Source organism: Type-A symbiont of Plautia stali, from assembly GCF_059731155.1.
The window spans coordinates 1,611,268-1,635,028 of the sequence record NZ_AP035891.1 but is presented as its reverse complement, the minus strand read 5'-3'; the positions used below and the strand labels follow the sequence as shown (position 1 = coordinate 1,635,028).

Here is a 23,761-nt window from a genome sequence, read left to right as displayed (position 1 = left end):
GTCATGGTGACCCAACAGGTGGTACTGACCACCACAATAGTGGCCGTCGAGACGTTAATCCAGCACCGACTGGTCGGCATCTCCGGCAAGGTTTTTAAAGGCAGCGGTACCGAACTCGGTGTGGCTGACATCGCGGGCAAAAAAGGCGATGTCGTGCCGGTCAATGTCCTGGGCATTATGGCGGTCGAGGCCGGTAGTGCCATCAGTGTCGGCGAATTACTGAAATCCGATGATCAGGGTCGGGTTATGCCGGAGTCTGCTCTGGAAAAAGGCGCATTACCGGCCTCCACGGTCGGTGTCGCGCTCGATAGCGCCACTGCCGAAGGCCAGCTTATCCGCATGGTGCGAGGTATCTGATGGATTACTGCACACCTGATGATGTGGCGGCGGTTATTCCCCGTCAGACGCTGATTGAGCTGACGCAGGACGGGATGACCATGGCGATTGACCAGGCGCTGCCGGATGTCGTTAATGAAACTGTGGTGAATGACGCCATCCGGTATGCGGTCGAGCTGATTGATGCCCATCTGCGCGGGCGCTATACCCTGCCGCTGACCCAGGTACCCACTGTCCTCAGGGATTTGGCGCTGAATCTGGTGTGCCATGCCCTCTATCGCCGCCGCCCTGAAGGTGACCTGCCGGACGCGGTGAAGGAAAGCTATCGCGCCACAGAGAAAACCCTGGTGGCGTTGCGCGACGGCAAGCTGACGCTGGGCATTCAGGCAACGCAACGGGATATGCCCGAGCCGGGGGAATACCGTGTCCGCAGCCGGGAACGGCAGTTCGGTGGCCCTGATGGCCTGCTGGAGCGCTACTGATGGATACCTGCACCCTACTGAGCGCGGTGGTTGAACGCTTGCGCCTTCAGCTGCCAGGGCTGCATGTGGATTTCTTCCCTGAACGGCCTGAGCAGTTTCGCCTGAATCATCCGCGCGGGGCGGTGCTGGTCAGCTACGGCAAATCAAATTTTGGCCAGACGCAGGATATCGGGGTGGTTATTCAGCCGCAGACCGTCAGACTGACCGCCACGGTGGTGGTGAGACAGCTTAACGGCAAAGACGGCGCGGTGGCGGTGCTTGACCAGGTGCGCCAGTGTCTGGGCGGCTGGCGGCCACCCGACTGCCAGCGTGATATCTGGCTGGTCGAGGAGGTCTTTTTGGGGCAGCGCGAGGGGCTGTGGCAGTACGCGCTCACCATTGAGACCGTGACGGTTTTTATCCAGAACGACAGCCCCGAAGACCATCCCCCCGTTAACCCAGATAAACCCTGAGGAGCAATAAAGATGGCCCTGTTTCGTTATGACGGCCCACCCAGTGGCGTCACCCTGCGTACCGGCGAGGTGCTGCAGGAAGTCCTGCTCTGGCCGGGGAGGGAAGTGAAAATGCCGGAAGATCATGAGTACACCCAGACACTGGTGTGTCTCGGCTATCTGACGCGCCTGGATGCGCAACCGGTCTACCTTGAACCGGCGGCGCGTCCTGTGAAATCCCGGCCTGCCGCCACCCCCTCGCCGACAGAGAAGGCGGGCAAGCAGAAAACAGACAGCCCGGGCACGGAGGGAGAAAAAACATGAGTGCTAACTATTTACACGGCCCGGAGACCATTGAGGTCGAGCGCGGCCCCCGTCCGGTACGCGCCGTCAAATCATCGGTGATAGGACTGATAGGCACTGCCCCAACCGGCGCGGTGAATCAACCGATACAATGCCTGTCAGAAAAGGACGCCGCCCAGTTTGGCCCGGAAATCGCCGGTTTTACCCTACCGCAGGCGCTGCGGGCGATTTACGATCATGGGGCCGGTACCGTGGTGGTTATCAACGTACTGGATCCAACACGACACACCCAGCATGTGGATGAAAGCGACCTGAAATTTGATGCACAGCATCAACGTGCCCGCCTTCGCTATGGGTACGTGAGCGCACTGGTATTGAAAAGCGCCGACAGCAAAACCACGTATCGGCGAGAGACGGATTATCAGCTTGAGCCGGTGAGCGGGACGTTAACGCGGCAAGCCAAAGGCGCTATCCCGGCAGGCGAAGCCTGTATCGCCAGCTACGATCATCTGGATACCGGTCAGGTCACGGCGGCAGATATTCTGGGCAGTATCGATACCGCCGGACGACGGAGCGGCATCAAGGTGCTCGACGATGTTTATAATCTGCTGGGCTATGACGCCAAAATTTTGATTGCGCCAGTCTATTGTACCCAGACCTCGGTCACTGCCGAGCTGGCGGCCTATGCCGACAAGCTCAAGGCCATCGCCTATGTGGATGCGCCGATTGGCACCACCTTTGCGCAGGCTATCGCCGGTCGTGGATCGTCTGGCACCATCAACTTCAACACTGCCTCCGAACGGGTGCGCCTGTGCTATCCGCATGCCCTGGTATGACAAGGCCAGCAACAAAAATCGCCTGGAGCCGCTCTCGCAACGTGCAGCGGGATTGCGGGCGAAAGTCGACCTGGAAAAAGGGTTCTGGTGGTCGTCCTCCAATCAGGAGATTGCCGGGATTGTCGGCATGGAGCGGGCGCTGTCGGCGAAGCTCGGGGATGCCCAAAGTGAAGTTAACCAGCTTAATGAAAACGGCATCACCACGGTATTTAACGGTTTTGGTACCGGCCTGCGCCTGTGGGGCAACCGCACGGCGGCGTTTCCGGCCGTCACCCATATGAAGAACTTTGAAAACGTGCGGCGTACCGGCGATATGCTCGACGAGGCGCTGCGCTTTTTCAGTCTGCAGTATATGGACAGGCCCATCAATCAGGCATTGATTGATGCCCTGTGCGAGTCGGTCAATGCCTACGGGCGCAAGCTGACAGGCGATGGTGCGCTGCTTGGCTTTCGCTGCTGGTATGACAAGGCGCGTAATGAAGAAGAGGAGCTGTCTGCCGGGCATCTGTTGCTGAACTATGCCTATACTCCGCCCCCGCCGATGGAGCGCCTGACCTATGAAACCGAAATTACCGCCGAGTTTCTGGCTAACCTGAAAGGAAGCGCGTCATGATAAGGGTAGAAGAGAACAAGATGCGTCGTTGTCTGTTGCTGAGCGAACTCTATCGTGAAAGGAAGGCGCGCCCGCGAGGGGAAGGACTGTTTATCGCCGATCTGGCGCAACGGTTTGGGGCAGGTCCGGACTTCGGTGTGCATTATCTTATTGAGAAGGGGTTGATTACCGGGTCAATGGGATACCTGACATTGACGGCAATCGGTGTTGATACCTTGGAAGGAGGTGAAATATGACCGGTAAAATTCAGCTTAACGCCATCAGCAATGCCAATATTTACGTTAATGGCAATAATCTGCTGGGGCGAGCCGAAGAGGTGAAATGCCCGGAGATACAGGCCATCATGCAGGAGCGCAAGGCGCTCGGCCTGGTGGGCAGGATAGAGTTGCCTTACAGTTTTGACAAACTGGAGGGAGAAATCAAGTGGAACAGTTTCTACGCCGATGTCGCCCGGCTGGTCGCCAACCCGTTTAGCACCTATCAGCTGCAGTGCCGCTGCAGTGTTCAGCAGTTTGCCAGCCAGGGTCGGTTCAATGAAGTGCCAATGGTGACCTATATGACGGTGATGTTCAAAAAGAACCCGCTGGGCACCTTCAGGCAGCATGAGGATCCGGATTTAAGCAGCGCCTTTACCTGCACCTATATCAAGCAGGTACTGGATGGCGAAGAATTACTGGAGCTGGACTACATGGCGAATATTTTTCGCGTGGGCGGGGTGGATATGCTGGCAGACTACCGGGCCAATATTGGTGGTTAGCGCGCCATCCGTTTTCAAGGGGGCGTTATCGTCCCTGTCTTCTTAATGGCATTTAAAAGCCCCTGACCCACCCGAATGCCAGACTGCCAGGGTCAAGAAATCCCCTCAACCCAGGAGCTTATTATGCACGACACTTACCCTCTGCGTTTTCCCTATCCGCTGGCCAATGGCGAGATGCTGACGCAGGTCACCGTGCGTCGTTTGACCGTGCGCGACATGAAGCAGGTACGCAAGCAAAGTCAGGATCCGTCTGATTTAGATGAATTGCTGGTTGCCAGCATGACCGGGCTGTTACCGGAAGATTTGGACAAGATGGATTTGGCGGATTACCAGGCATTGCATGGCCGATTTCGCGGCTTTGCGGGGCTGGATACAGTAATCCGGGACAACTGCGTAAGGCGGAGGCGTTACTGGCGAGGTGGTTTCGCTGGCAGCCCAGTGAGATTGACGGACTGCCGGTGGAAGAATTTGAGGGCTACCTTAAGGAAGCGGGCGAGCAGATAAAGCGCGAATACGGCGAATAGTCCAAAAAAGAAAGCGAAAAAAACCTTCAGCGGCGAAAAAAGCCAGTGCGATAAAGGGGCCAAAACAGAACGCAAGAAGGGCTAAACCCAGGCCAATCACCGCTGTAGCGATGCCGGACATCATAAAAATGGTTATCCATGACTCGCTTCTGGCCACCATGGGCTCTATTACCCAGTACAGGCCATAACAGTAACATGCCGCCAGCACCATACCGATCAGCCCGTTATAGAGGTTAAGACGCGTTTCCATGGTTGCTCTCCTTATTCATTATTAGTGAGTTTACCCTTATGGCGAGTGGTTTTTCAATTGGTGTTGTCGTCTCCGCCGCCCTGCACGGCACGTTCCGGGCTGTTATGGGGAATTCCCAACGGGCACTGGAACGGCTGAGTTCTGCGACCAGCCAACTACAGCAGCGTCAGGCATCGCTGACCCGGGCGGTTAGCCGATACGGCGACATTGGCGGAGATGCAGCCCGCCGCCTGAACGGTGAACTGACCCGCGTTGGCCATACCCTGTCCCGACTGGAAAGCCAGCAGGCACGCCTGACTCGCGCCACCGCCACCTCGACCGCCTTGCGTGATAATCGCATGAAGATCTACGGTCAGGGACTGGAGAGCTACGGCATGGCTCGGGCGGCCTATGGTGCCGTTCAGCCGTCAGTAAAAAAGTACATGTCCTTTCAGGACAACATGATCGATATGGCGATCACGGCGGGCTTTAACACGAAAACCCGCGACGCACTGGGCAAGGATATTCGTGCCTGGAGCCTGAAGTACAACCAGACTCAGGATGATTTACAGGCAGCAAGCAGTTCACTGATTGGCAATAATATCGATAATCTGGATGATCTGCGCGCCTACCTGCCAAGTATTGCCCGCGCGGCGACGGCCACAAAAACCCCGGCAGAACTGTGGGCGCAAGCCGCTTTTACCACCAAACAATCATTAGGCATCGCAGCCAAAGATTTTGCTGCCGTACAGAACATCATGACCTATGGGGGTAAAGCAGGATCGTTTGAAATTGCTGATCAGGTGAAGTGGTTACCCGAGCTAGCCCCACAAATGGCGAGTGTAGCGCAGGGTAAGGAAGCCGTTGCGGAGATGGTGGCCGCCTTACAGGTGGCAAAAATTGGGGCGGGCAGTTCAGATAAAGCAGCGAACAATTTTAATAATTTTCTCGAAAAACTGTATGCCCCAGAAACAAGAAAACGCTTTGCCGATGTGCATATCGATATTGAAAAGTCGTTAATGCAGCAAAAAGCGTATGGCATTTCGCCGATTGAAGGGATGATGAATACCCTGCAAACCTATCTGGCGCGAAAAAGTCCGCAAGCCCTGGCACAATTTAAATCGGCGATGGCACTGCAAGACGATAAGGCACGCGATAAGGCGTTATTGGCACTTCAGCAAAATTTTGGGCTGGGTGAGCTGTTCGCCGATATGCAGGTGATGGCTTTTGTCCGTCCGATGCTGGCCAATATGGAGAAGTACCGCACTATCCGTGCTGAATCCTTGAGCACCGCCAACACCGACGTGCAGGCAGAGGACTATTCCAAGCGACTGGCATCGCCGATTGAGAAAATGAAGCAATTGATGATCGCCAGCAGTGATTTGGGGATCAGTATAGGGGAGCAGCTCACACCGCAAGTCGTCGGATTTGTCGATACGGTTGTGCCCTTGATAACGCAGATCAACTGCTGGGTTCAGGCTAACCCTCAACTTGTGCAAAGCATTGCCGGTGTGGTTGGGGGATTGCTGGCCTTTAAAATCGGGCTATTGGGTGTGCGAATGGTGTTAAACCTGGTTGCCACCCCATTTATCTCGCTTTGGAAAGGCTTTCAGACAGTTCGCAGCGGCGGGTTACTGATGTCTGCCGCTTTTAGCCGGGGTGGTAGCCTTCGCCGTCTGGCCGGACTTATGGGCAGACTTTCACGCGGCGCGTTGCGTCTGGGGGCAGTGCTCGGCGGCGGACTGGTGCGTGGCCTGATGATAGCGGGACGTGCCGTGCTGTTTATTGGCCGGGCACTGATGCTTAATCCCATTGGGCTGCTGATCACCGGTATTGCTGTCGGCGCTTTCCTGATTTACCGCTACTGGGGGCCCATTAGCGCCTGGTTCAAAGCCCGCTGTGCGGATATCAAACAGGCGTTTTCCGGCGGCATCGGTGGCGTCGCGGCGCTGATTATCAACTGGTCGCCGGTGGGACTGTTCTATAAGGCGTTCGCGGGGGTCATGCGCTATTTCACTATTGAGTTACCCGCCAATTTTACCGATTTCGGTCGCAACCTGATTGAGGGACTGGTCAGTGGTATTCGCAGCAAGCTGACCGCGGCGAGAGAGAGTATCACTGAGTTTGGCGGCAGTATCAAAAGCTGGTTTAGCGAGACGCTGGGTATTAATAGCCCCTCACGGGTCTTTATGGGCTTTGGGGACAATATCGTTGAGGGGGCGGCAATCGGTATCCGACGCACCACCCCAAAAACTCGCAGCGCGACCAGCGACTGGCTGGCGGCGTTGTTGCAGGCAGGCGCAGGGCTGGCACTGCCGGGTCTGCCTGGATGGCGACCCGCTCCCATCCCCGCGGTACCGAACGGGGCGGGGCCGATGGGGCATGGGACGACAGGCCAGGGCGGTATCGTGGTGCATTTTAGTCCCAATATTGTGCTTGATGGTCGGTCGCAAACCCCCGGTTCAGCGGTGCAGCAGGCGTTGAGTCTGGGTGTGCGCGAACTGGAGCAGATGCTGGCGCGCGTACTGCAACAACAGCAGCGCCGGAGGCTGGAATAATGTTTGCCGTATTGGGGGATATCCCTTTTCAGCTGGGTACCAGCTTTGATGCCCAGGACGGGACTTTTGGCAATGACTTTGCCGAGCAGGCACGCATTGGCCACAAGCCGGGCTTGCAGTTTACCGGGGCAAAACTGGATGAGTACCATCTGACCCTGGTGCTTCATCAGCGTTACTGTGATCCGGGGCGTGAGTGGCAACGGCTGCAGGCGGCGAGCCGTGCCCATCAGGCGCTGGCCTTTGTGCTGGGTAACGGCGATTACAAGGGCTGGTTTGTCATTACCGACCTGTCGCTGAGTACCCAGCTCTGCAGCGCGCAGGGCCGTGCCCAGGCGCTATCGGTTGAGGTGACGCTGCGCGAATATACCGGCGACCTGCAAAAGCCGCTCAGACCCCCTGCCGTCAAAGGTGGGTTGCCAAACCTGCATCAGACCCGGCAGGCGGCCTTGCCCGCGTCGGGGCTGGGGCAGACGCTGCGCCAGGCGGTGGGCTTTGCCCGGCAGGCGCAATCGGCGCTACAGACCGCCTCCAGTGTCATCCGGGTCGCACGACAGATGAAAAGTAATCCGGTGGCGGCGCTGACCCGCGTACCCGGCGTACTGACCAGCCTGGGCGATGTGGCCGCGCCGCTGGCGCAATCGCAACCCTGGCTGCGCCAGTTAACCGGCACCTTACCCGACGCTATCCCGCTCCTGCGGGCGAGCGGTGAAGCGGCAACGATGATAGACCATGCCCGGGACACCCTGCGCGGCCTTGCGCCGGGCGAGAGTCAACAGCTGCCCGGTGCGCTCGATACCGTCGCCGGTCTGGCTGGCAATGCCGTGACGGTTTACCAGCATCAGTCAGCACCGCTGAGTCGCCTGGCCAGCCGTATTATGAGCCGGAGGGGATAATGATGTCTGCTGATACGCCTGCCGTCATGATCCATACCACCCGTGAAGGCGAACGCTGGGACACCCTGGCCCATCACTATTATGGTGACCCGCTGGGCTATGGGCGCATCATTATGGCTAATCCGCAGGTGGCCATTACCGCGTCGCTCCCGGCAGGGGGGCAGCTGCTTATCCCTGTCATTGCAGCGGATGACACCGGGGAGAACACACCACCATGGCTGCGCTAACCCCCCGGTCTGACATGACAACCCCGGTAGATACGCCTGCCTTTACCCTGCATTACGGCCAGAAAGATATCTCGCGGGAAGTGACGCCTTATGTGCTGTCGGTGAGCTTTACCGACCGTCTGGCCGGGGAAATCGGATGAAGTTGAAGTCGAGCTGAAAGACAGTGACGGTCGCTGGCGCGAGGCCTGGTATCCGGGCAAAGGCGACAGCCTGACGCTGGCGATAGGTCTGGCCGGTCAACCGCTGCTGGCGTGCGGGACGTTCTCCCTGGATGAGCTGGAATTTTCCAGCCCGCCGGACAGCGTACGGTTACGGGGGCTGTCGGCCCCGGTAACCCGCGCGTTGCGTACCCGCAGTAACCGGGCCTTTGAGGCCACTACGCTGCGGGCTATCGCCAGCCGGATAGCCAAAAAACATCATCTGCGGCTGGAAGGGTTCCTTGCGCCTTTGACGCTCGACCGGGTGACGCAGTATAACGAAACCGATCTGGCGTTTATCACCCGTCTGGGACGTGAGTATGGCTATATTGTCAAGGTGACCGATAAGGCGCTGGTGTTTTCCCATCGCGCGACATTGCGCGAAGCCTCGCCGCTACTGACGCTGACGCCGTCTGAAGTGAGCGGCTTTACCTTGCGCGATACGCTTAATCGCATTTATCAGCAAGGCAAGGTCAAATACCAGGACACCCGCACCAAAAAACGGGTCACTGTCGGCGTGCTGGCCGATGGCAGCATTGGCACGGTGGCAGAGGAAACCGTCCCTGCCAGGGGAAGCCGAACCACCAGTGCCGATACGCTGCACATGCAAAACCGGGCACGCACCCGCGATGAAGCGGTCGGTAAGCTGTGTGCCGGACTTAACCGCCACAATGAATACCAGCGCACGGCAAATCTCAGCTTGCCGGGTCAGACCCGGCTCAAAGCGGGTATCACGGTGCAACTGGCGGACTTCGGTCGCCTGTCCGGGGTCTGGCTCATCACCTCGGTGCGGCATGACCTTAACCGGCAAAGCGGCTATACCTGCGAACTGGAGTTAGGTCAGGGGCCGATTGCTAATTCGCATAAAAAAGGCAAGGCCAGCAAGCCACAGAGTCTTATGGTCATCGGCAAAAAAGCCGACGGCAGTATTGGCGTGGTGGCAACAGAAACCCCCGTTGCACAGGAGAAAAAACGATGAGCGGTATCAAATTTACCACGGGCACGGTGAGTGCGGTGGATGAGAAAACGGTGCGGGTACGCGTTCGTTTGCCTGAACTGGATAATCTGCGTACTGCCTGGCTTGAGGTATTGCAGCGCAACACGCAGAATAACAAGGATTACTGGCTACCGGATATTGGCGAGCAGGTTAAACTGTTACTTGACCCCTATGGTGATGATGGTGTGGTGCTCGGCGCGGTCTATTCACAGGTCGACCGACCGGCTATTGCGTCACGCGATAAACGCCGGGTCGACTTTGCCGATGGCACCTTTGTCGAGTATGACCGAAAAAACCACGCGATGGCTATCGGGGGCGAGATACAGACCCTGATACTGACCACCCAGGGCAATGTGCATATCCAGACGCAAAATGCGACGGTAAAAGCGAGTAAACAGCTCACACTCGATTCACCTGATACCCTTACGACCGGTAACCTGACGGTGCAGAAGCAACTCACTTACCTGGGCGGTATGAGCGGCTCGGGTGGCAAGGGTGCGGCAGCCACCATTAACGGCGATATCAAGGCCAGCGGGGATATCCAGGCCGGGAACGTGTCGCTGGAGAACCATCAGCACAGTAACGGTCATGATAGCAAGCCAACCGGCAAGCCGGTATAAACGCTGGCAGGCTTTAACGCGCTTTAATACCCCCTGTCGCCCGCCTGTGTCATGCTGCCAGTATGAAAAATGATTATGCAACGTCCGTTTACTGGCAGCCCGCGCTGAACCGTCCTGGCGAGCGCGTTTCCGGGCTGGCCGATATTGCGCAGTCCATGCGTATTATTCTGGGTACGCCCTGTGGTGCAGACCTGCATCGACCCGATTTTGGCAGCAACCTGTACCGCTATCTGGATATGCCCACCGAGCAGGCCATCCCCCATGTCGTCAGAGAGACGGTAGATGCACTAAGGCGCTGGGAGCCACGGATGCAACTCCTTGAGGTGAAACCGCGTGCTGAAGCAGAACATCTCTGGTTGCGGATACGCTGGCAACCGATAACGGACGGCGCGCCGCAGATGACGGAGGTTGCATGGCGTTAACCAACAAGAAACCGGTATTTATCAACACCGATGCGGCGGCACTGACCGCTGAAATGATAGCCTGGTATGAAAAGGTCAGCGGCAAGACGCTCTATCCGGCGCAGGATGAACGGCTGCTGATTAACCTGATGGCTTACCGTGAGGCACTGGTACGCCTGGCGATTCAGGATACCGCCGAGCAGAATCTGGTGGCCTTTGCTCGCGCCCCGATGCTGGACTATCTGGGTGAACTGGTCGGCGTATACCGCCTGGCGGCTGCGGCAGCCCGTACCCGCCTACGGTTTCAGCTCGAAGCGCCTCCCGCCACGCCGCTGGTCATTCCGGCGGGCACGCGCGTCAGTGCTCGCGACAGTATTGTTTTTGCCACCGATGAGGCGGTCACCCTGAGCGACACCACTGCCAACGTGACGGCTACCTGTACCGAGCGCGGCACACTCGGCAACGGCTGGCAACCGGCGCAAATCAGCACCTTGCTCGACGGCATCAACGATGCTGACCTGAGCGTGACCAATACCGAACCCAGTACCGGTGGTGCTGATCCGGAAGAGGATGCGCATCTGCGTGAGCGTATCCGGCTGGCCCCCGCGTCATTTAGCAACGCCGGTTCGCGCGAGGCGTACCGTTTTCATGCCATGAGTGCCCATCAGGATATCCGCGATGTGGCGGTGATGCGCCCGGTACCGGGTACGGTGGCGCTTTATCCACTGGTCAAAACCGGTCTGCCGTCCGACACCTTGCTGGCCCTGGTCAGCGGCACATGCGCGGATGAAAAGGTGCGCCCATTAACGGATACCGTCAAGGTGGCCTCGCCGGTTAAGGTGACTTACCGGATTGAAGCGGCTATCCGCGTTTATGCTGGCTACGATAGCGCCGAGGTCATGGCAGAAGTGAAGCAGGCCGCCCGGCATTATATGGACAAGCAGGCCGCACAGCTGGGTCGTGATATCGTTCCCAGCCAGATACAGGCCACCCTCTCGGTCAACGGGGTTTACAGCGTCGAGCTTAAACAACCGACCCTGCAGGTGGTGAAAGAAAACGAATGGCCCTGGTGTGAAAACATCGACCTGACGTTAGTGGGGGTGGTCAATGACTGATATCACACCCGATACCCCTGCCCACGAGAGCTTACTGCCCCCGCCATTAGCCGACGATAGCCGCTTTCAGTGGCTGGCAATGTTGGCGGGCCGATTGCAGCAGCTTGACCTGACGCCGCTGCTGGTCTACCTGATGGATATGACCGAAACCAGTGCCTTACCCTGGCTGGCCGAACAACTGTCGCTGACCGGCGATAATGGCTGGGATCTGGCCGAATCCGACGATGCCTGCCGGGCGATGCTGAAAAACGCCATTGAACTGCACCGCTATAAAGGCACCCCCTGGTCGGTACGTGAAGTCATTCGCCGTCTGGGCTTCGGAGACGTCGAATTAAGCGAAGGGGAAGCGGCATTGGGGGAACCCCTGACCCGTACCTGGCCAGCAGAATGCCGCTGGGCGCTTTACCGGGTGGTATTGAAACAGATTATTACCAATGACCAGGCGGCACTGTTACGCCAGACGCTGGCGGCGTTTGCCCCGGCACGTTGTGAACTGGCGGCGCTCGATTACACCGCCGTCCCGTTACGCTATAACCACACCGCCCAGTATGACGGAGTTTATAATCATGGGAGCAGCTAAGATGAGTTCTTTGAAAGAATCCCCTGCATGGGAAGACGGCATTTACCAGATAGAAACCTCAGACCCGGTATTGGGTGGCCCGGAAGGCATCACCAACCGACCGCCCAGGGAATTGGCCAATCGCATCGCCTGGCTAAAGCAGCAGCTGGAAGGCACACAGGCGGCCCTTGAGGCCCATGCCAATTCGCGCAACCATCCGGATGCCACATTGGCGGCGAAAGGGTTTGTGCAGCTGAGTAATGCCACCTACAGCCAGGACGAGAGCACCGCAGCGACGCCCAGGCTGGTCAATGATCGGGTCAATGCCATTGTCGACAATGCGCCATCCAATTTAATTAGGGGCTAAAATAGCAAAAATTGGCTATATGAGGGTGTCAAAAAATGACCAAAACACCGATTTACAGCAAAAATCCTTGATTTGTGCAAATTGCGAACAGATTTTTGAGGATAAAATCAGTGGAAAAACAGACCAGAGACCCGGATTAAAACGCGCGTTAAACTGCCTGAAATCGGGGGATACTCTGGTGGTCTGGAAGCTCGACAGGCTGGGTCGCAGCATTAAACATTTGATTACTTTAATATCCAATCTGGAAGATGAAGGTATTCATTTTCATAGTTTGACGGATGCCATTGATACCTCTACGTCCGCAGGCCGTTTTTTCTTTCATGTGATGAGCGCGTTAGCACAAATGGAGCGCGAACTGATTGTTGAACGTACTCAGGCTGGTTTAGCTGCAGCGAGAAGCAGAGGACGTATTGGCGGCAGACCTCAGTCGCTATCTTTTGCACAGCAACAGGAAGCTCAAAAATTATTGGCGAATGGTCATAGCAGAAAACAGCTTGCATTACTGTATGATGTTTCATTGGCCAGCATCTACAAATATTGTCCAGTTAACCGGAATGCTCGAACAGGCCAAAATGGCTTTGATGAAAAATGACAGTGTAATTTCGTTGCACTGATGGAAACAAAAGTAGCCTGTCATTTATCGCCCGTTTTGGCTTCAAATATCGCACGCCGCATCATGCTGGCCGGCTTATTTCACGCAGGCAGCACACTGGTTGTGGATCTGCTGGAAGAAGTCGTTGCCTTTGTCATCCACCAGGATGAATGCCGGGAAGTTCTCCACTTCAATTTTCCAGATCGCTTCCATGCCCAGTTCGGCATACTCCACGCACTCCAGACTCTTAATGCTTTGCTGCGCCAGCACCGCCGCCGGGCCGCCAATACTGCCCAGATAGAAGCCGCCGTGTTTATGGCAGGCATCAGTGACCTGCTGGCTGCGGTTACCTTTGGCCAGCATCACCATGCTGCCGCCGTTAGCCTGCAGCAGATCGACGTAGGAGTCCATGCGGCCGGCGGTGGTCGGACCGAGTGAACCGGACGCGTAACCTTCCGGCGTTTTCGCCGGGCCTGCATAGTACACCGGGTGATCTTTGATGTACTGCGGCAGACCTTCGCCGTTGTCGATGCGCTCTTTCAGTTTGGTGTGCGCAATATCACGCGCCACGATGATGGTGCCGTTCAGCGACAGACGCGTCGCCACCGGGTAAGCGGAGAGCTGGGCGAGGATCTCGCTCATCGGGCGATTGAGATCGACGCTGACCACTTCGCCTTCGCCCTGCTGACGCAGCGCTTCCGGGATATAGCGGCCTGGGTTGTCTTCCAGCTTCTCGATCCAGATGCCTTCGCGGTTAATTTTGGCTTTGATGTTACGGTCAGCCGAGCAGGAAACGCCCATGCCTACCGGGCAGGACGCGCCGTGACGCGGCAGACGCACCACGCGGATGTCGTGAGCAAAATATTTACCGCCAAACTGCGCGCCGAGGCCGAGTTTCTGCGAGGCTTCCAGCAGTTCCTGTTCCAGCTGCACGTCACGGAACGCCTGACCGTGTTCGTTGCCTTCGGTCGGCAGCGAATCGTAATAGTGGGTTGACGCCAGCTTCACGGTTTTCAGCGTGCTCTCAGCGGAAGTGCCGCCGATCACAAACGCAATGTGGTACGGCGGACAGGCAGCCGTGCCGAGCGACATCATTTTATCGATCAGGTAGTTTTTCAGCTTCGCTGGCGTGATCAGCGCTTTGGTTTCCTGATACAGATAGGTTTTGTTAGCAGAACCGCCACCTTTGGCGATGCACAGGAATTTGTATTCGTCGCCGTCAACGCTGTAGAGATCGATCTGCGCAGGCAGGTTGGTGCCGGTGTTGACCTCTTTGTACATATCGAGCGGCGCATTCTGCGAGTAGCGCAGGTTATCTTCGATAAAGGTGTTGTAAACGCCCTGAGACAGCACGGCTTCATCGCCGCCGCCGGTCCAGACGCGCTGGCCTTTTTTACCCATGATGATGGCGGTACCGGTGTCCTGGCAGGTCGGCAGCACGCCTTTGGCGGCAATTTCTGAGTTGCGCAGGAACTGCAGCGCCACGTATTTGTCGTTCTGGCTGGCTTCATCGTCCGCCAGAATCGACGCCACCTGCTGCTGATGTGACGCGCGCAGCATAAAAGAGGCATCGTGGAACGCCTGCTGCGCCAGCAGCGTCAGCGCTTTCGGGTCGACTTTCAGGACTTCTTCGCCGTCAAAGTTGGCCACCGAAACATGGTCGCGGCTCAGCAGATAGTATTCGGTATCATCTTTGGCGAGAGGAAAGGGATTCTGGTAGTAGAAGGGTTTGTTCGACATGTTGGCTCACTTAGCTTCGTGTTGCCCGCCAGCATGACGGGCGACAAATTAGGCGATCTGTTATTCGATTTTCTCTCGCCAGTCCGCGGCAAGAGCTGACTGGCGAGTATCATACCACTTTAACGTTGTTACGCGGCTGCGTTTTTAACATCAAAGCAACATCATCAGAACATCATCACCATCCACGGATAGGCAATGACCATCAGCGAGACCAGGAACAGGGCACCAAAGATAGTGCCGAGACGCCAGTAGTCTTTGGTTGGCAGGTAGCCGCTACCGTAGTAAATCGGGCTTGGGCCCGTGCCGTACGGGGTGATAATGCCCATCACACCCAGTGAGGTACACATCATCAGGCAGAACACCGGCATATTGATGCCCGGAATCGAGGCGGCAATGGTCAGCATGGCAGGCAGCAGGGCGGTGGTGTGCGCTGTGGTGCTGGCGAACAGATAGTGCAGCAGGTAGAAGGCTACCAGCAGTACCACCGCTGAAACCTGCGGGTCGTAGCCGTGCAGCAGCAGCGCACCCTCTTTACCCAGCTAGGCGATGAAGCCCACGCGCGCCAGACCATCAGCCAGCGCGACCAGCGTGGCAAACTAGGCAAAGGTGTTCCAGGCGGCTTTGTTGCTGGTGATGTCGTTCCAGTTCAGCACGCCGGTCCACAGCATCAGCACGATAACCAGCAGGGCGGCCATCGCCGGTTCAATCCACGCAGTTGCGAAGATCCACATCATGAGCGCGGCTACCACGGACACCAGCAGCAGAATTTCATTGCGCGACAGCGGACCCAGTTTCTCCAGCTCGGCTTTGGCCCAGCGTGGCATTTCGTCATTCACTTTCACTTCTGGTGGATAGAGCCAGTAAGCCAGCAGCGGCATGGTGAGAATCAGCAGGATACCCAGCGGCAGGAAGGCGAGGAACCACATGCCCCACGAGATATCAAAGCCAACCACGCTTTTTACCAGCGCCAGCAGTGGAGTTGCTCATCATGAATACGCTCACCCCGATTCTTAATCCGCTGACATTGCCGAAAGGGGCGGTGCTGAAAAACCGCCTGGTGATGGCCCCGATGACCACCTGTACCGGCTATTACGACGGCGGCGTGACCAGCGATCTCGTTGAGTATTACCGCGTGCGTGCCGGCAGCATCGGCACCGTGATCGTCGAGTGCGCCTTTATCGATAACCGCGGTCCCGCGTTCCCGGGCGCTATCGGCATCGACAGCGACAACAAAATCCCTGACTTGGCCAGAATCGCGCACGCCATCAAGTCCCAAGGTTCTAAAGCCATTCTGCAGATTTACCACGGCGGCCGCATGGTTGAGCCCGCGCTGATCGGCGGGAAAACCCCGGTCGCGCCCAGCGCTATCGCCGCGCCGCGTGAAGGTGCCAGCACCCCGCAGGCGCTGACGGCGGAAGAAGTGGAGGTGATGATCACTAAGTTTGGTGATGCGGTGAACCGTGCCATCAAAGCCGGCTTCGACGGCGTGGAGATCCACGGCGCTAACACCTACCTGATTCAGCAGTTCTACTCGCCTAACTCTAACCAGCGCGACGACAAATGGGGCGGCAGCCGCGACAACCGCGCGCGCTTCCCGCTGGAAGTGCTGGAAATCACCACAAAATGGCGGAACGCTTCGCCGCAGCGGATTTCATCATCGGCTATCGCTTCTCGCCGGAAGAGCTGGAAGTGCCCGGTATCCGCTGGGACGACACGCTGTTCCTGCTGGAAAAACTGGCGGCGCGCGGGCTGGATTATGTGCACTTCTCCGTCGGCCAGCTGCTGCGTCCGTCGATTGTGGACACCCAGGATGCGACGCCGTTAATCAGCAAATACATTAAACAGCGCTCTGCAACGCTGGCGAAAGTGCCGGTGATTGGCGTTGGCGGCATGGTGAACAAAGAGGATGCCGAACTGGCGCTGGCCTTGGGCTTCGATCTGGTGGCGATTGGTAAAGCCTGTATTGCCTATCCGGACTGGGCCGATCGCATCATCAAAAACGAGCACATGGATTTGTACATCGACAGCACCAAACGCGAAGCGCTGACCATTCCGGAACCGCTGTGGCGCTTCTCGCTGGTGGATGCGATGATCCGCGACGTCAGCGATGGCCATCATAAGTACAAAGCCGGCGTTTACCAAGCGAAAGTGGAAGCCGAAGTGCTGAAGCTGAAAATCAACGTGACGCTCGACACCGACCGTATCACCGACATCTCGCTGGTGCCGGATCCTAACCTCGACGTCGATTTCACCAGCACCTTTGAAAGCCTGCGTGAACGTATTCTGGTGGCGAACAGCCCGCACGTCGATGCCATCACCGGTGCTACCACGCAGAGTGAGGCGCTGAAGAAAGCGGTATCGCGCGCGCTGACCACCTCCAGCAAAGAGTATGTGATTGAAGAGGGCGGTAACCCGAATGCGCCGGTCAATTACGATGTCGTGGTGGTCGGTACCGGTGGGGCCGGTCTGGCGGCGGCGATTCAGGCGCACGATGACGGCGCGCGCGTGGTGATCATTGAGAAGATGCCCACCATTGGCGGTAACACCATCAAAGCGTCGGTGGGGATGAACGCCGCGGAAACCCGTTATCAGAAACTGAAAGGCATCGAAGACAGCAAAGAGCTGTTCTACGAGGAAACGCTGAAAGGCGGCAAATTCAAAAACAACCCGGTGCTGCTGCGTGAATTCGTTGAGCGTGCGCCAGAAGCCATCGAGTGGCTGGCGGCGAAAGACATTGAGCTGAGCGATATCACCATCACTGGCGGCATGAGCATTGACCGTACGCACCGTCCGGAAGATCGCTCGGCGGTGGGCGGCTTCCTGATTAGCGGCCTGGTGAAAAACGTTAACCAGCGCAACATCGAAGTGCTGCTGGAAACCTCGGTGGCCGAGATCCTGTTTGAAAACGGTGCGGTAACCGGCGTGAAAGTGGTTGATGAGTACAACGATAGCCGCATCCTGAATGCGAAAAGCGTGATTGTGGCCACCGGTGGCTTCAGCGCCAACCGTGAGATGGTGGTGAAATACCGTCCGGAGCTGGATGGTTTCGTCACCACCAACCATAAAGGCGCCACCGGCAGCGGTATCGCCATGCTGCAGAAAATTGGCGCAGAGACCGTCGACATGGGCGAAATCCAGCTTCACCCAACCGTTGAGCAGACCACCTCGTACCTGATTTCCGAAGCGATGCGCGGCGGCGGGGCGATTCTGGTCAGCCAGGCCGGTAAGCGTTTCTATAATGAAATGGAAACCCGTGACAAAGTTTCTGCCGAGATTATCGCGCTGCCGGAAAAAAGCGCGTGGATCGTGTTCGATGAGCAGGTCCGTGCCAACAACAAAGCAGCGGACGAATACATCGCCAAAGGCTTTGTGATTAGCGCGCCAACGCCACACGAGCTGGCGGTGAAACTCAACATGGATCAGGAAACGCTGCAAAGCACGCTGGGCCGTTACAATGAGTTTGTGATTAACCAGAAAGACGAAGACTTTGGCCGTGCCACCGCGCTGCGTCATCCACTCAATCAGGGTCCGTTCTTCGCGATTCGTATCGCACCGGGCGTGCACCACACTATGGGCGGCGTGACCATCAACACCGAGACCGCGGTGCTTGACGCGCAGAAACAAGTGATTCCTGGTGCCTGGGCGGCGGGTGAAGTGGTCGGCGGCATCCACGGTGCGAACCGCATCGGCGGTAACGCCGTCGCCGATATCATTATCTTTGGTATCAAAGCGGGTCGTAATGCCGCTAAACTGGCGTTAGGTAACTAAGCTATCACGATGCCCGCGCCCTGCAGGCATCGTTCTCTTGCGGGGCCACAATGACAAGCGACGCTGGCGTCCATTCCTATTCTGCCGTCCTCATGGGTTCGCCCATTCTGCTCAAACTGTTCGAAGACAATCCCACGCTGGCCAGCCAGGTCTTTCGCCTGATCAAACAGCAGGAAAACCTGTTTACCGTCAACCGCGCCGAATCCGAAGTGATGGCCATTAATCACGCCGCCGGATGCCATTCGGTGGTCGTCAGCGCGCCGGTATTTGCGCTGATTAGCGTGGCGCACGCGGTGAGCATCCTGCCGGACAGCGCTTTTAACTTCACCATCGGTCCGGTGGTGAAACGCGGGAAGATTGGTTTTCAGGGGCGTGAAGTGCCGCCCGCAGCGGAGATTGAGGCGCTGCTGCGCCTGACCGATCCGCATCAGGTGGTGCTGGATGCAGAACAGCACTCGGTGTTTCTGCCGCTGCCGGGCATGGAGATCGATCTGGGCGCCATCGCGAAAGGCTACATCGCCGATGTGGTGCAGGCATTTCTGCGTCAGCAGGGTATTGCGCAGGCGCTGATTAATCTCGGTGGCAATGTGCAGACGCTCGGCAGCCCGCCGCATCAGCCGCAGGGCTGGGGCATCGGGCTCAAAAAACCGTTTGGCCGGGACGATGAGCTGCTGGGTACGCTGCAGGTGCCGGGCAAATCGGTGGTGACGTCCGGGATTTATGAGCGCTACTTTGAACGCGACGGCCGCTGCTGGCATCACATCTTTGATCCGCACACCGGCTATCCGCTGGACAATAAGTTATTGAGCGTGACGGTGATTGCCGATCGCTCGCTGGATGGCGATATCTATACCACGCTGCTGTACGGCATGGGCGTAGAGCAGGGGCTGGCGTATCTCGACGGCCAGCCTGATATCGGCGCGGTGTTTGTCACCCGCGATCGGCAGATTATCTGCTCGCCGGCGCGCCATTTCCGCTTCAGCCAGCTGGATTTCAGCTGGCAGCTGCGTCACTGACAGTACTGCTGCAGCAGCGAATGGTACTCCGGCTGCAGGTGATAGGGATACACCGGGCGGCCGGTGGCACCGTAGTGAATGCTGGTGAACAGAATATTAATCTGCGCCAGCCAGATCAGGTATTTGCGACACGAAACGCGCGAAATGTTCACCTCTGCCGCCAGCTCGTCGGTGGAAAACTCATGGCCGGGATGGGCGTCAATCCACTGACACAGCGTGCGCAGCGTCTGCGGCGTTAAGCCTTTCGGCAGCCGTTTGTTGTCGTGCTGGGTGGCCGGGCTGCCGTGCATCAGCAGATCGAGGTCCGACTACTGATCGAGGTCCGACTACTGATAGTAGTGCTGGTTGTCCATCAGCGATTTTTTCTGCCGCCAGCCGGTCAGCGCCTCTTCAAAACGCGGGAACTGGAACGGTTTGATCAGGTAGTCGACTACGCCGTAGTGCAGCGAGGTTTTGATGTTCTCCGCGTCGGCCGCTGACGAAATGATGATCACTTCCACTGAACTCTGCGCCTGTCGCAGCTCTGGCAGCAGATCGAGCCCGTTCTCCTGCTGCATATAGATATCCAGCAGCACTAGGTAGATCGGCGTTTCGCTATTAAACAGGAACTCGCGCGCCTGCTGCGGCGTCGCGGCGGTACCCACGCAGTGAAAGCCCGGCACTTGGCCGATAAAGCTGCGGTTCAGCTCGGCCACCATGGCGTCATCGTCGACCACTAACACGTTAATCATGCGGTTTGGTTCCTCCATCCCACGGAAGTTGGACTAAAAATTGGGTGAACACGCCGGGCTCGGACTCCACGCTGACGCTGCCGCCGAGGTGCTCCGTCTGCTGTTTCAGCAGGAACAGGCCGACCCCGCGATCCTCGCCTTTGGTGGAGAAGCCCTTGTCGAACACCGTCGCCAGATGCTGCGGCTCAATGCCCGGTCCGTCATCGCTCACTTCACAGGTCAGCCAGCCGTTCTGGTAGTGCAGCATGACGTGGATTTCGCCCTCGGTCTGCTCGCTCATCGCATCCAGCGCATTCTCCACCAGGTTGCCGACCACGGTGATCACAGCGCCGCCATTTGCTGCTCGTTGCCGCTGTCCGGCAGGTAACTGGCATCGCTGATGGTCAGGCTATGGCCGCAATCAGAGGCGCGGTTAATTTTGCTGAGCAGAAAACCGGCGATCACCGGTGATTTGATCTTCTCCAGCAGGAAGCCGATTTCCGTCTGATAGTTATTGGCGGTCTTCAGAATATAGGCTTCTACCTGCGCATAATTTTTCATGTGCAGCAGACCGAGAATCACGTGCAGCTTATTCATGAACTCGTGCGAGCGCTCACGCAGGGCATCAACATAGTTTACCATGCCGGTCAGACGCTGCATCAGCTGGCTGATTTCGGTCTTATTCCCTGAAGGTGCAGACCGCGCCGATAATGCGTCCCTGACTGCGCACCGGCACGGTATTGCTCAGCAGCAGACGGCCATTGACGTTGAGCTCCTCATCGGGCCGTGCACGACCGCTGTGCAGCACTTCCCGCAGATGCTGGTCGATCACCGAGGCATCATAAATGCGCGCGGTACTCACTACGCTGCTGCCCATTTTATCGCTCAGCAGCTGGCGCGCCGCCTGATTGACCAGCGTCACCTCGCCCTGATCGTCCATCGCGACCACGCCTTCTTTGACTGAGTTAAGGATCGCCTAGCGCTGCTCAAACAGGGTTGAAATCTCGTAAGGCTCGAGGCCGAACAGGATGCGCTTCAGCACGTGCACCAGAATAAAGGTGCCGACGGCGCCGGCAAAAGTGCCGATCAGAATGGTCCACAGAATGCTCCAGCGACTCTGGTTGATCTGGTCGGTGACCGCTTCCAGCGAGATGCCAATGGCCACCACGCCAATCTGCCGCTGCTGGGCGTCATACACCGGGGTAAACACGCGCAGCGCTTTGGCCAGCGAGCCCTGATTCACTGAGACATTCTCGTTGCCGCGCAGCGCCGGTTCGATGTCCGGGCCGATAAAGTGTTTGCCCACCAGCTCCGGATTACGGTGTGAGTAGCGGATGCCATCCATGTTGGTGATGCTGATAAACAGCAGATTGTTGCTCTCTTCCACCGCTTTGGCGATTGGCTGGATAGCGGCCCGATCGGGCGGCAGGCGCAGCGCCTGCTGAATTTCGGGTGATTTCGCCAGCGTGCGCGCCACCGCCATGGCTTTATCCTCCAGCTGGCTGCGCGTTGCGGCCCCAATCTGGAAGAAATAAAACATATGTACGCTCAGCCGTACCAGCACAATCACCGCGCTGAGCATCAGCGTAACCACGGTGTTGAGCTTCATCGGTCTCCTGCGCACCGGCGTGGCTTGCTGTGGTGAGATCATGGTCGTGCTCTGCGGAAAACGGGGGGCTATTATGACGGATAATCCGCAGCGGGTCGCGCTAAATGCAAGAAGGTCGTCAGCGATGACGACCTTCAGCGGGGAAGTCGTGGCGGGTTAAGCCTGTTTCACCCGGTTAGCGAAGCTTTTACGCAGTTTCTGCAGCTTCGGCGGGATCACCGCCAGGCAGTAACCGTTGCGCTGACCGGCGCCATCCCAGTAATCCTGATGATAATCTTCTGCCGGGTACCAGGCTTTCAGCGGCTCGATGGTGGTCACCACCGGCACGCTGTGATCTTCCTGCGCGCGGGCAATCGCCGCAATCGCTTCGGCTTTCTGCTCCGCGTTAGCCGGGAAAATCGCCGAACGGTACTGGGTGCCGACATCATTACCCTGACGGTTCAGCTGGGTTGGATCGTGGGTGGCAAAGCTGATGTCCAGCAGATCGCCGTAGCTCACTTTTTCCGGATCGAAGCCTACGCGAATCGCTTCGGCGTGGCCGGTCGCGCCGCTGCACACCTGCTCGTAGGTGGGATTAGGACGTTCACCGCCGGTATAACCACTTTCGACTGACTCCACGCCAATCACATCTTTGAATACTGCTTCGGTGCACCAGAAACAGCCACCCGTGATAATCGCATATTCGGTTGCCATTGTTTTACTCCTGTCAGGGCGAAAGCGTTAGGGGGGGGGAGGTCATCACGCTGAATTCAAGCCGCTTTCTATTAACATTTCTGGCGCAACCTTGCGCTGCTTAGCCCGCTGCGCCTTGCTCATCGCGCGCAGACGATCTGCGCCGCACGGGTGCAGCATTGATGCAAACGCTAGCCGATCTGCCAGCGGCGCTTTTACGTACACGATAAAACGTTATTCAGCGGTGAGATGTCGTGGTTTATTTTGAGCGTAATAGCCCGGCTGATCCGAAGCAGACAATATTCTTGTTTAAATAGAATAACGCGGCTCAGCTGAGCCGCGTCAGGTAAATGACTTTCTGTCGGCACGGATTAATGGATACTCCAGTAGTCTACAATATCGCTATTATTAAAAGTGATATAGAGTCTATTACCGTGTATTTCAGTATTCCCACTACGTTTATCTGCCATTTTGCCTGCCGTAGAGGATACTTCACTTGCTGAGTTTGCCATACCTAACGCGCCGGATACGGCTCCCGCTCCCGGGATGTAACCCAGCAGCGAAGAGGCGCTGCTGTAATCCGCATTTTTCTCATAAATCCAGGTGGTACCCTGAGAGGATTTTTGATTATCATCCGGGACACCATAAAGCTGCTGCTCTTCCGCCTTGGTCGTTTTCCCTTCTTTAATGTGTGACTGAACGTAGGTCGCGCTGTATTTATCCTCACCCCCCGTCGACGAACATCCGCTTAACAGGATAACGAGCATCACCATCAAACCCTTAAGGTTAATTTTCATTTTTCCCTCTTTGTAAGTTTTTTGTAAAATCCAGATTTTAATATCACGGCCTTAATGGCTACGCAATATTATAATGATGCGCTTTATCTCATTTTGCTGATGTGGCAATTTTAATTATGGCTAACCTTTTGATATGGGTTTGTTTTTGTTGTTATGCGCCGGCAATAAATTTTCAGTGTTTTAAAAATAGCGCCGGCCATTCAGGGCAGTGAAGTTTAAGTATTAAGTGCTGTATTCGTTAGCGCCCGATATTGATCAATTATCTACAAATTAATTTCATCATTAATCGCGTATCGATTGGTGTGAATTATCAATTTTCTCTCCCGCCGCCTTGCGATTATTCCGCGCAGCGTGACAGGTTCAGGGTTGCCGCGGGAGAGAGGTTAAGTCACTTTGCCTTCACGCGCGGCAC

Annotated in this window: 25 protein-coding genes and 4 pseudogenes; 22 read left to right on the top strand and 7 right to left on the bottom strand. The window is 57.0% G+C overall.

Annotated features, from left to right (window positions below; all coding sequences use genetic code 11):
• Window positions 1-3 precede the first annotated feature (3 nt).
• From AC6I8M_RS08850 to AC6I8M_RS08810, 9 genes are all read left to right on the top strand, one after another.
• Entirely contained in the window at window positions 4-357 is a 354-nt protein-coding gene (locus tag AC6I8M_RS08850; protein WP_010615542.1) for a capsid cement protein, read from the top strand.
• Complete coding sequence (locus AC6I8M_RS08845) at window positions 357-818, top strand: gp436 family protein (protein WP_010615541.1); 462 nt, start codon at window positions 357-359, stop codon at window positions 816-818. Before AC6I8M_RS08850 ends, AC6I8M_RS08845 begins: the two co-directional genes overlap by 1 nt.
• Window positions 818-1,270 (top strand): Gp37 family protein, encoded by a 453-nt coding sequence (locus tag AC6I8M_RS08840; RefSeq protein ID WP_010615540.1) that lies wholly within the window; start codon window positions 818-820, stop codon window positions 1,268-1,270. The genes AC6I8M_RS08845 and AC6I8M_RS08840 overlap by 1 nt, the downstream gene beginning before the upstream one ends.
• Before the next feature lie 12 nt (window positions 1,271-1,282).
• Window positions 1,283-1,573 (top strand): hypothetical protein, encoded by a 291-nt coding sequence (locus tag AC6I8M_RS08835; protein ID WP_010615539.1) that lies wholly within the window; start codon window positions 1,283-1,285, stop codon window positions 1,571-1,573.
• Window positions 1,570-2,388: a phage tail sheath subtilisin-like domain-containing protein gene (locus AC6I8M_RS08830; RefSeq protein ID WP_022547602.1), complete on the top strand. Its 819-nt coding sequence runs from the start codon at window positions 1,570-1,572 to the stop codon at window positions 2,386-2,388. Before AC6I8M_RS08835 ends, AC6I8M_RS08830 begins: the two co-directional genes overlap by 4 nt.
• Entirely contained in the window at window positions 2,375-3,001 is a 627-nt protein-coding gene (locus AC6I8M_RS08825) for a phage tail sheath C-terminal domain-containing protein (RefSeq protein WP_022547603.1), read from the top strand. Before AC6I8M_RS08830 ends, AC6I8M_RS08825 begins: the two co-directional genes overlap by 14 nt.
• A complete protein-coding gene (locus tag AC6I8M_RS08820) occupies window positions 2,998-3,237 on the top strand; it encodes a hypothetical protein (RefSeq protein WP_010615538.1) in 240 nt (79 codons plus the stop codon). The genes AC6I8M_RS08825 and AC6I8M_RS08820 overlap by 4 nt, the downstream gene beginning before the upstream one ends.
• Entirely contained in the window at window positions 3,234-3,758 is a 525-nt protein-coding gene (locus AC6I8M_RS08815; protein WP_498013698.1) for a phage major tail tube protein, read from the top strand. Before AC6I8M_RS08820 ends, AC6I8M_RS08815 begins: the two co-directional genes overlap by 4 nt.
• A gap of 123 nt (window positions 3,759-3,881) precedes the next feature.
• Entirely contained in the window at window positions 3,882-4,262 is a 381-nt protein-coding gene (locus AC6I8M_RS08810) for a phage tail assembly protein (RefSeq protein ID WP_498013699.1), read from the top strand.
• Here AC6I8M_RS08810 and AC6I8M_RS08805 read toward each other — a convergent pair.
• Entirely contained in the window at window positions 4,239-4,532 is a 294-nt protein-coding gene (locus AC6I8M_RS08805) for a hypothetical protein (protein WP_010615535.1), read from the bottom strand. The two genes, AC6I8M_RS08810 and AC6I8M_RS08805, sit on opposite strands and share 24 nt — an antisense overlap.
• A 38-nt stretch (window positions 4,533-4,570) precedes the next feature.
• Between AC6I8M_RS08805 and AC6I8M_RS08800 the strand changes: the two genes are divergently transcribed.
• The 11 genes from AC6I8M_RS08800 (at window position 4,571) to AC6I8M_RS08750 (ending at window position 13,037) form a co-directional block, all read left to right on the top strand.
• Window positions 4,571-7,069: a phage tail tape measure protein gene (locus AC6I8M_RS08800; RefSeq protein ID WP_041387466.1), complete on the top strand. Its 2,499-nt coding sequence runs from the start codon at window positions 4,571-4,573 to the stop codon at window positions 7,067-7,069.
• Window positions 7,069-7,962 carry a phage tail protein gene (locus AC6I8M_RS08795; RefSeq protein WP_058948924.1) on the top strand — a complete coding sequence of 298 codons (894 nt, stop codon included), beginning with the start codon at window positions 7,069-7,071 and terminating at the stop codon, window positions 7,960-7,962. The genes AC6I8M_RS08800 and AC6I8M_RS08795 overlap by 1 nt, the downstream gene beginning before the upstream one ends.
• Window positions 7,962-8,189, top strand: coding sequence for a tail protein X (locus AC6I8M_RS08790; protein ID WP_010615532.1), 228 nt, complete (start codon window positions 7,962-7,964; stop codon window positions 8,187-8,189). The genes AC6I8M_RS08795 and AC6I8M_RS08790 overlap by 1 nt, the downstream gene beginning before the upstream one ends.
• Before the next feature lie 14 nt (window positions 8,190-8,203).
• Window positions 8,204-8,329: a hypothetical protein gene (locus AC6I8M_RS08785; protein ID WP_010615531.1), complete on the top strand. Its 126-nt coding sequence runs from the start codon at window positions 8,204-8,206 to the stop codon at window positions 8,327-8,329.
• A gap of 202 nt (window positions 8,330-8,531) precedes the next feature.
• Window positions 8,532-9,365, top strand: a complete 834-nt coding sequence (locus tag AC6I8M_RS08780) for a phage late control D family protein (protein ID WP_010615529.1) — start codon at window positions 8,532-8,534, stop codon at window positions 9,363-9,365.
• On the top strand, window positions 9,362-10,003 hold the full coding sequence (locus AC6I8M_RS08775; protein ID WP_498013700.1) for a phage baseplate assembly protein V: 642 nt from the start codon (window positions 9,362-9,364) through the stop codon (window positions 10,001-10,003). The genes AC6I8M_RS08780 and AC6I8M_RS08775 overlap by 4 nt, the downstream gene beginning before the upstream one ends.
• Window positions 10,004-10,065: 62 nt before the next feature.
• Window positions 10,066-10,425, top strand: a complete 360-nt coding sequence (locus AC6I8M_RS08770) for a GPW/gp25 family protein (protein WP_010615527.1) — start codon at window positions 10,066-10,068, stop codon at window positions 10,423-10,425.
• Entirely contained in the window at window positions 10,416-11,519 is a 1,104-nt protein-coding gene (locus AC6I8M_RS08765; protein ID WP_010615526.1) for a baseplate assembly protein, read from the top strand. Before AC6I8M_RS08770 ends, AC6I8M_RS08765 begins: the two co-directional genes overlap by 10 nt.
• Window positions 11,512-12,099 carry a phage tail protein I gene (locus AC6I8M_RS08760; RefSeq protein WP_022547605.1) on the top strand — a complete coding sequence of 196 codons (588 nt, stop codon included), beginning with the start codon at window positions 11,512-11,514 and terminating at the stop codon, window positions 12,097-12,099. Before AC6I8M_RS08765 ends, AC6I8M_RS08760 begins: the two co-directional genes overlap by 8 nt.
• Window position 12,100: 1 nt before the next feature.
• Window positions 12,101-12,445: a tail fiber protein gene (locus AC6I8M_RS08755; protein ID WP_498013763.1), complete on the top strand. Its 345-nt coding sequence runs from the start codon at window positions 12,101-12,103 to the stop codon at window positions 12,443-12,445.
• A 1-nt stretch (window position 12,446) separates the two neighbouring features.
• A complete protein-coding gene (locus AC6I8M_RS08750) occupies window positions 12,447-13,037 on the top strand; it encodes a recombinase family protein (RefSeq protein ID WP_022548474.1) in 591 nt (196 codons plus the stop codon).
• 96 nt (window positions 13,038-13,133) lie between these two features.
• Here the strand turns inward: AC6I8M_RS08750 and fumA are convergent, their stop codons facing one another.
• The gene (gene fumA, locus AC6I8M_RS08745; protein WP_498013762.1) at window positions 13,134-14,777 is read right to left on the bottom strand and encodes a class I fumarate hydratase FumA; all 1,644 of its coding nucleotides are present in this window, start codon (window positions 14,775-14,777) and stop codon (window positions 13,134-13,136) included.
• A 164-nt stretch (window positions 14,778-14,941) separates the two neighbouring features.
• A pseudogene (locus tag AC6I8M_RS08740) lies at window positions 14,942-15,748 on the bottom strand (DASS family sodium-coupled anion symporter); the annotation flags it as partial.
• 17 nt (window positions 15,749-15,765) lie between these two features.
• On the opposite strand from AC6I8M_RS08740, the pseudogene AC6I8M_RS08735 reads away from it, so the two are divergent.
• Window positions 15,766-18,545 (top strand): annotated as a pseudogene (locus AC6I8M_RS08735) (flavocytochrome c).
• A gap of 50 nt (window positions 18,546-18,595) precedes the next feature.
• Window positions 18,596-19,561, top strand: a complete 966-nt coding sequence (locus tag AC6I8M_RS08730; RefSeq protein WP_041387096.1) for an FAD:protein FMN transferase — start codon at window positions 18,596-18,598, stop codon at window positions 19,559-19,561.
• On the opposite strand, the pseudogene dcuR reads toward AC6I8M_RS08730, so the two are convergent.
• The 4 genes and pseudogenes from dcuR to AC6I8M_RS08710 all read right to left on the bottom strand — a co-directional run bounded on the left by dcuR (window position 19,555) and on the right by AC6I8M_RS08710 (window position 23,349).
• Window positions 19,555-20,292, bottom strand: a pseudogene (gene dcuR, locus AC6I8M_RS08725) (two-component system response regulator DcuR). The gene AC6I8M_RS08730 and the pseudogene dcuR overlap by 7 nt on opposite strands.
• Window positions 20,285-21,922: pseudogene (locus AC6I8M_RS08720) on the bottom strand (sensor histidine kinase). Before AC6I8M_RS08720 ends, dcuR begins: the two co-directional pseudogenes overlap by 8 nt.
• Before the next feature lie 114 nt (window positions 21,923-22,036).
• Entirely contained in the window at window positions 22,037-22,573 is a 537-nt protein-coding gene (gene msrA, locus AC6I8M_RS08715) for a peptide-methionine (S)-S-oxide reductase MsrA (RefSeq protein WP_022547619.1), read from the bottom strand.
• A 350-nt stretch (window positions 22,574-22,923) separates the two neighbouring features.
• Window positions 22,924-23,349: a hypothetical protein gene (locus tag AC6I8M_RS08710; protein ID WP_022547620.1), complete on the bottom strand. Its 426-nt coding sequence runs from the start codon at window positions 23,347-23,349 to the stop codon at window positions 22,924-22,926.
• Window positions 23,350-23,761: the final 412 nt, after the last annotated feature.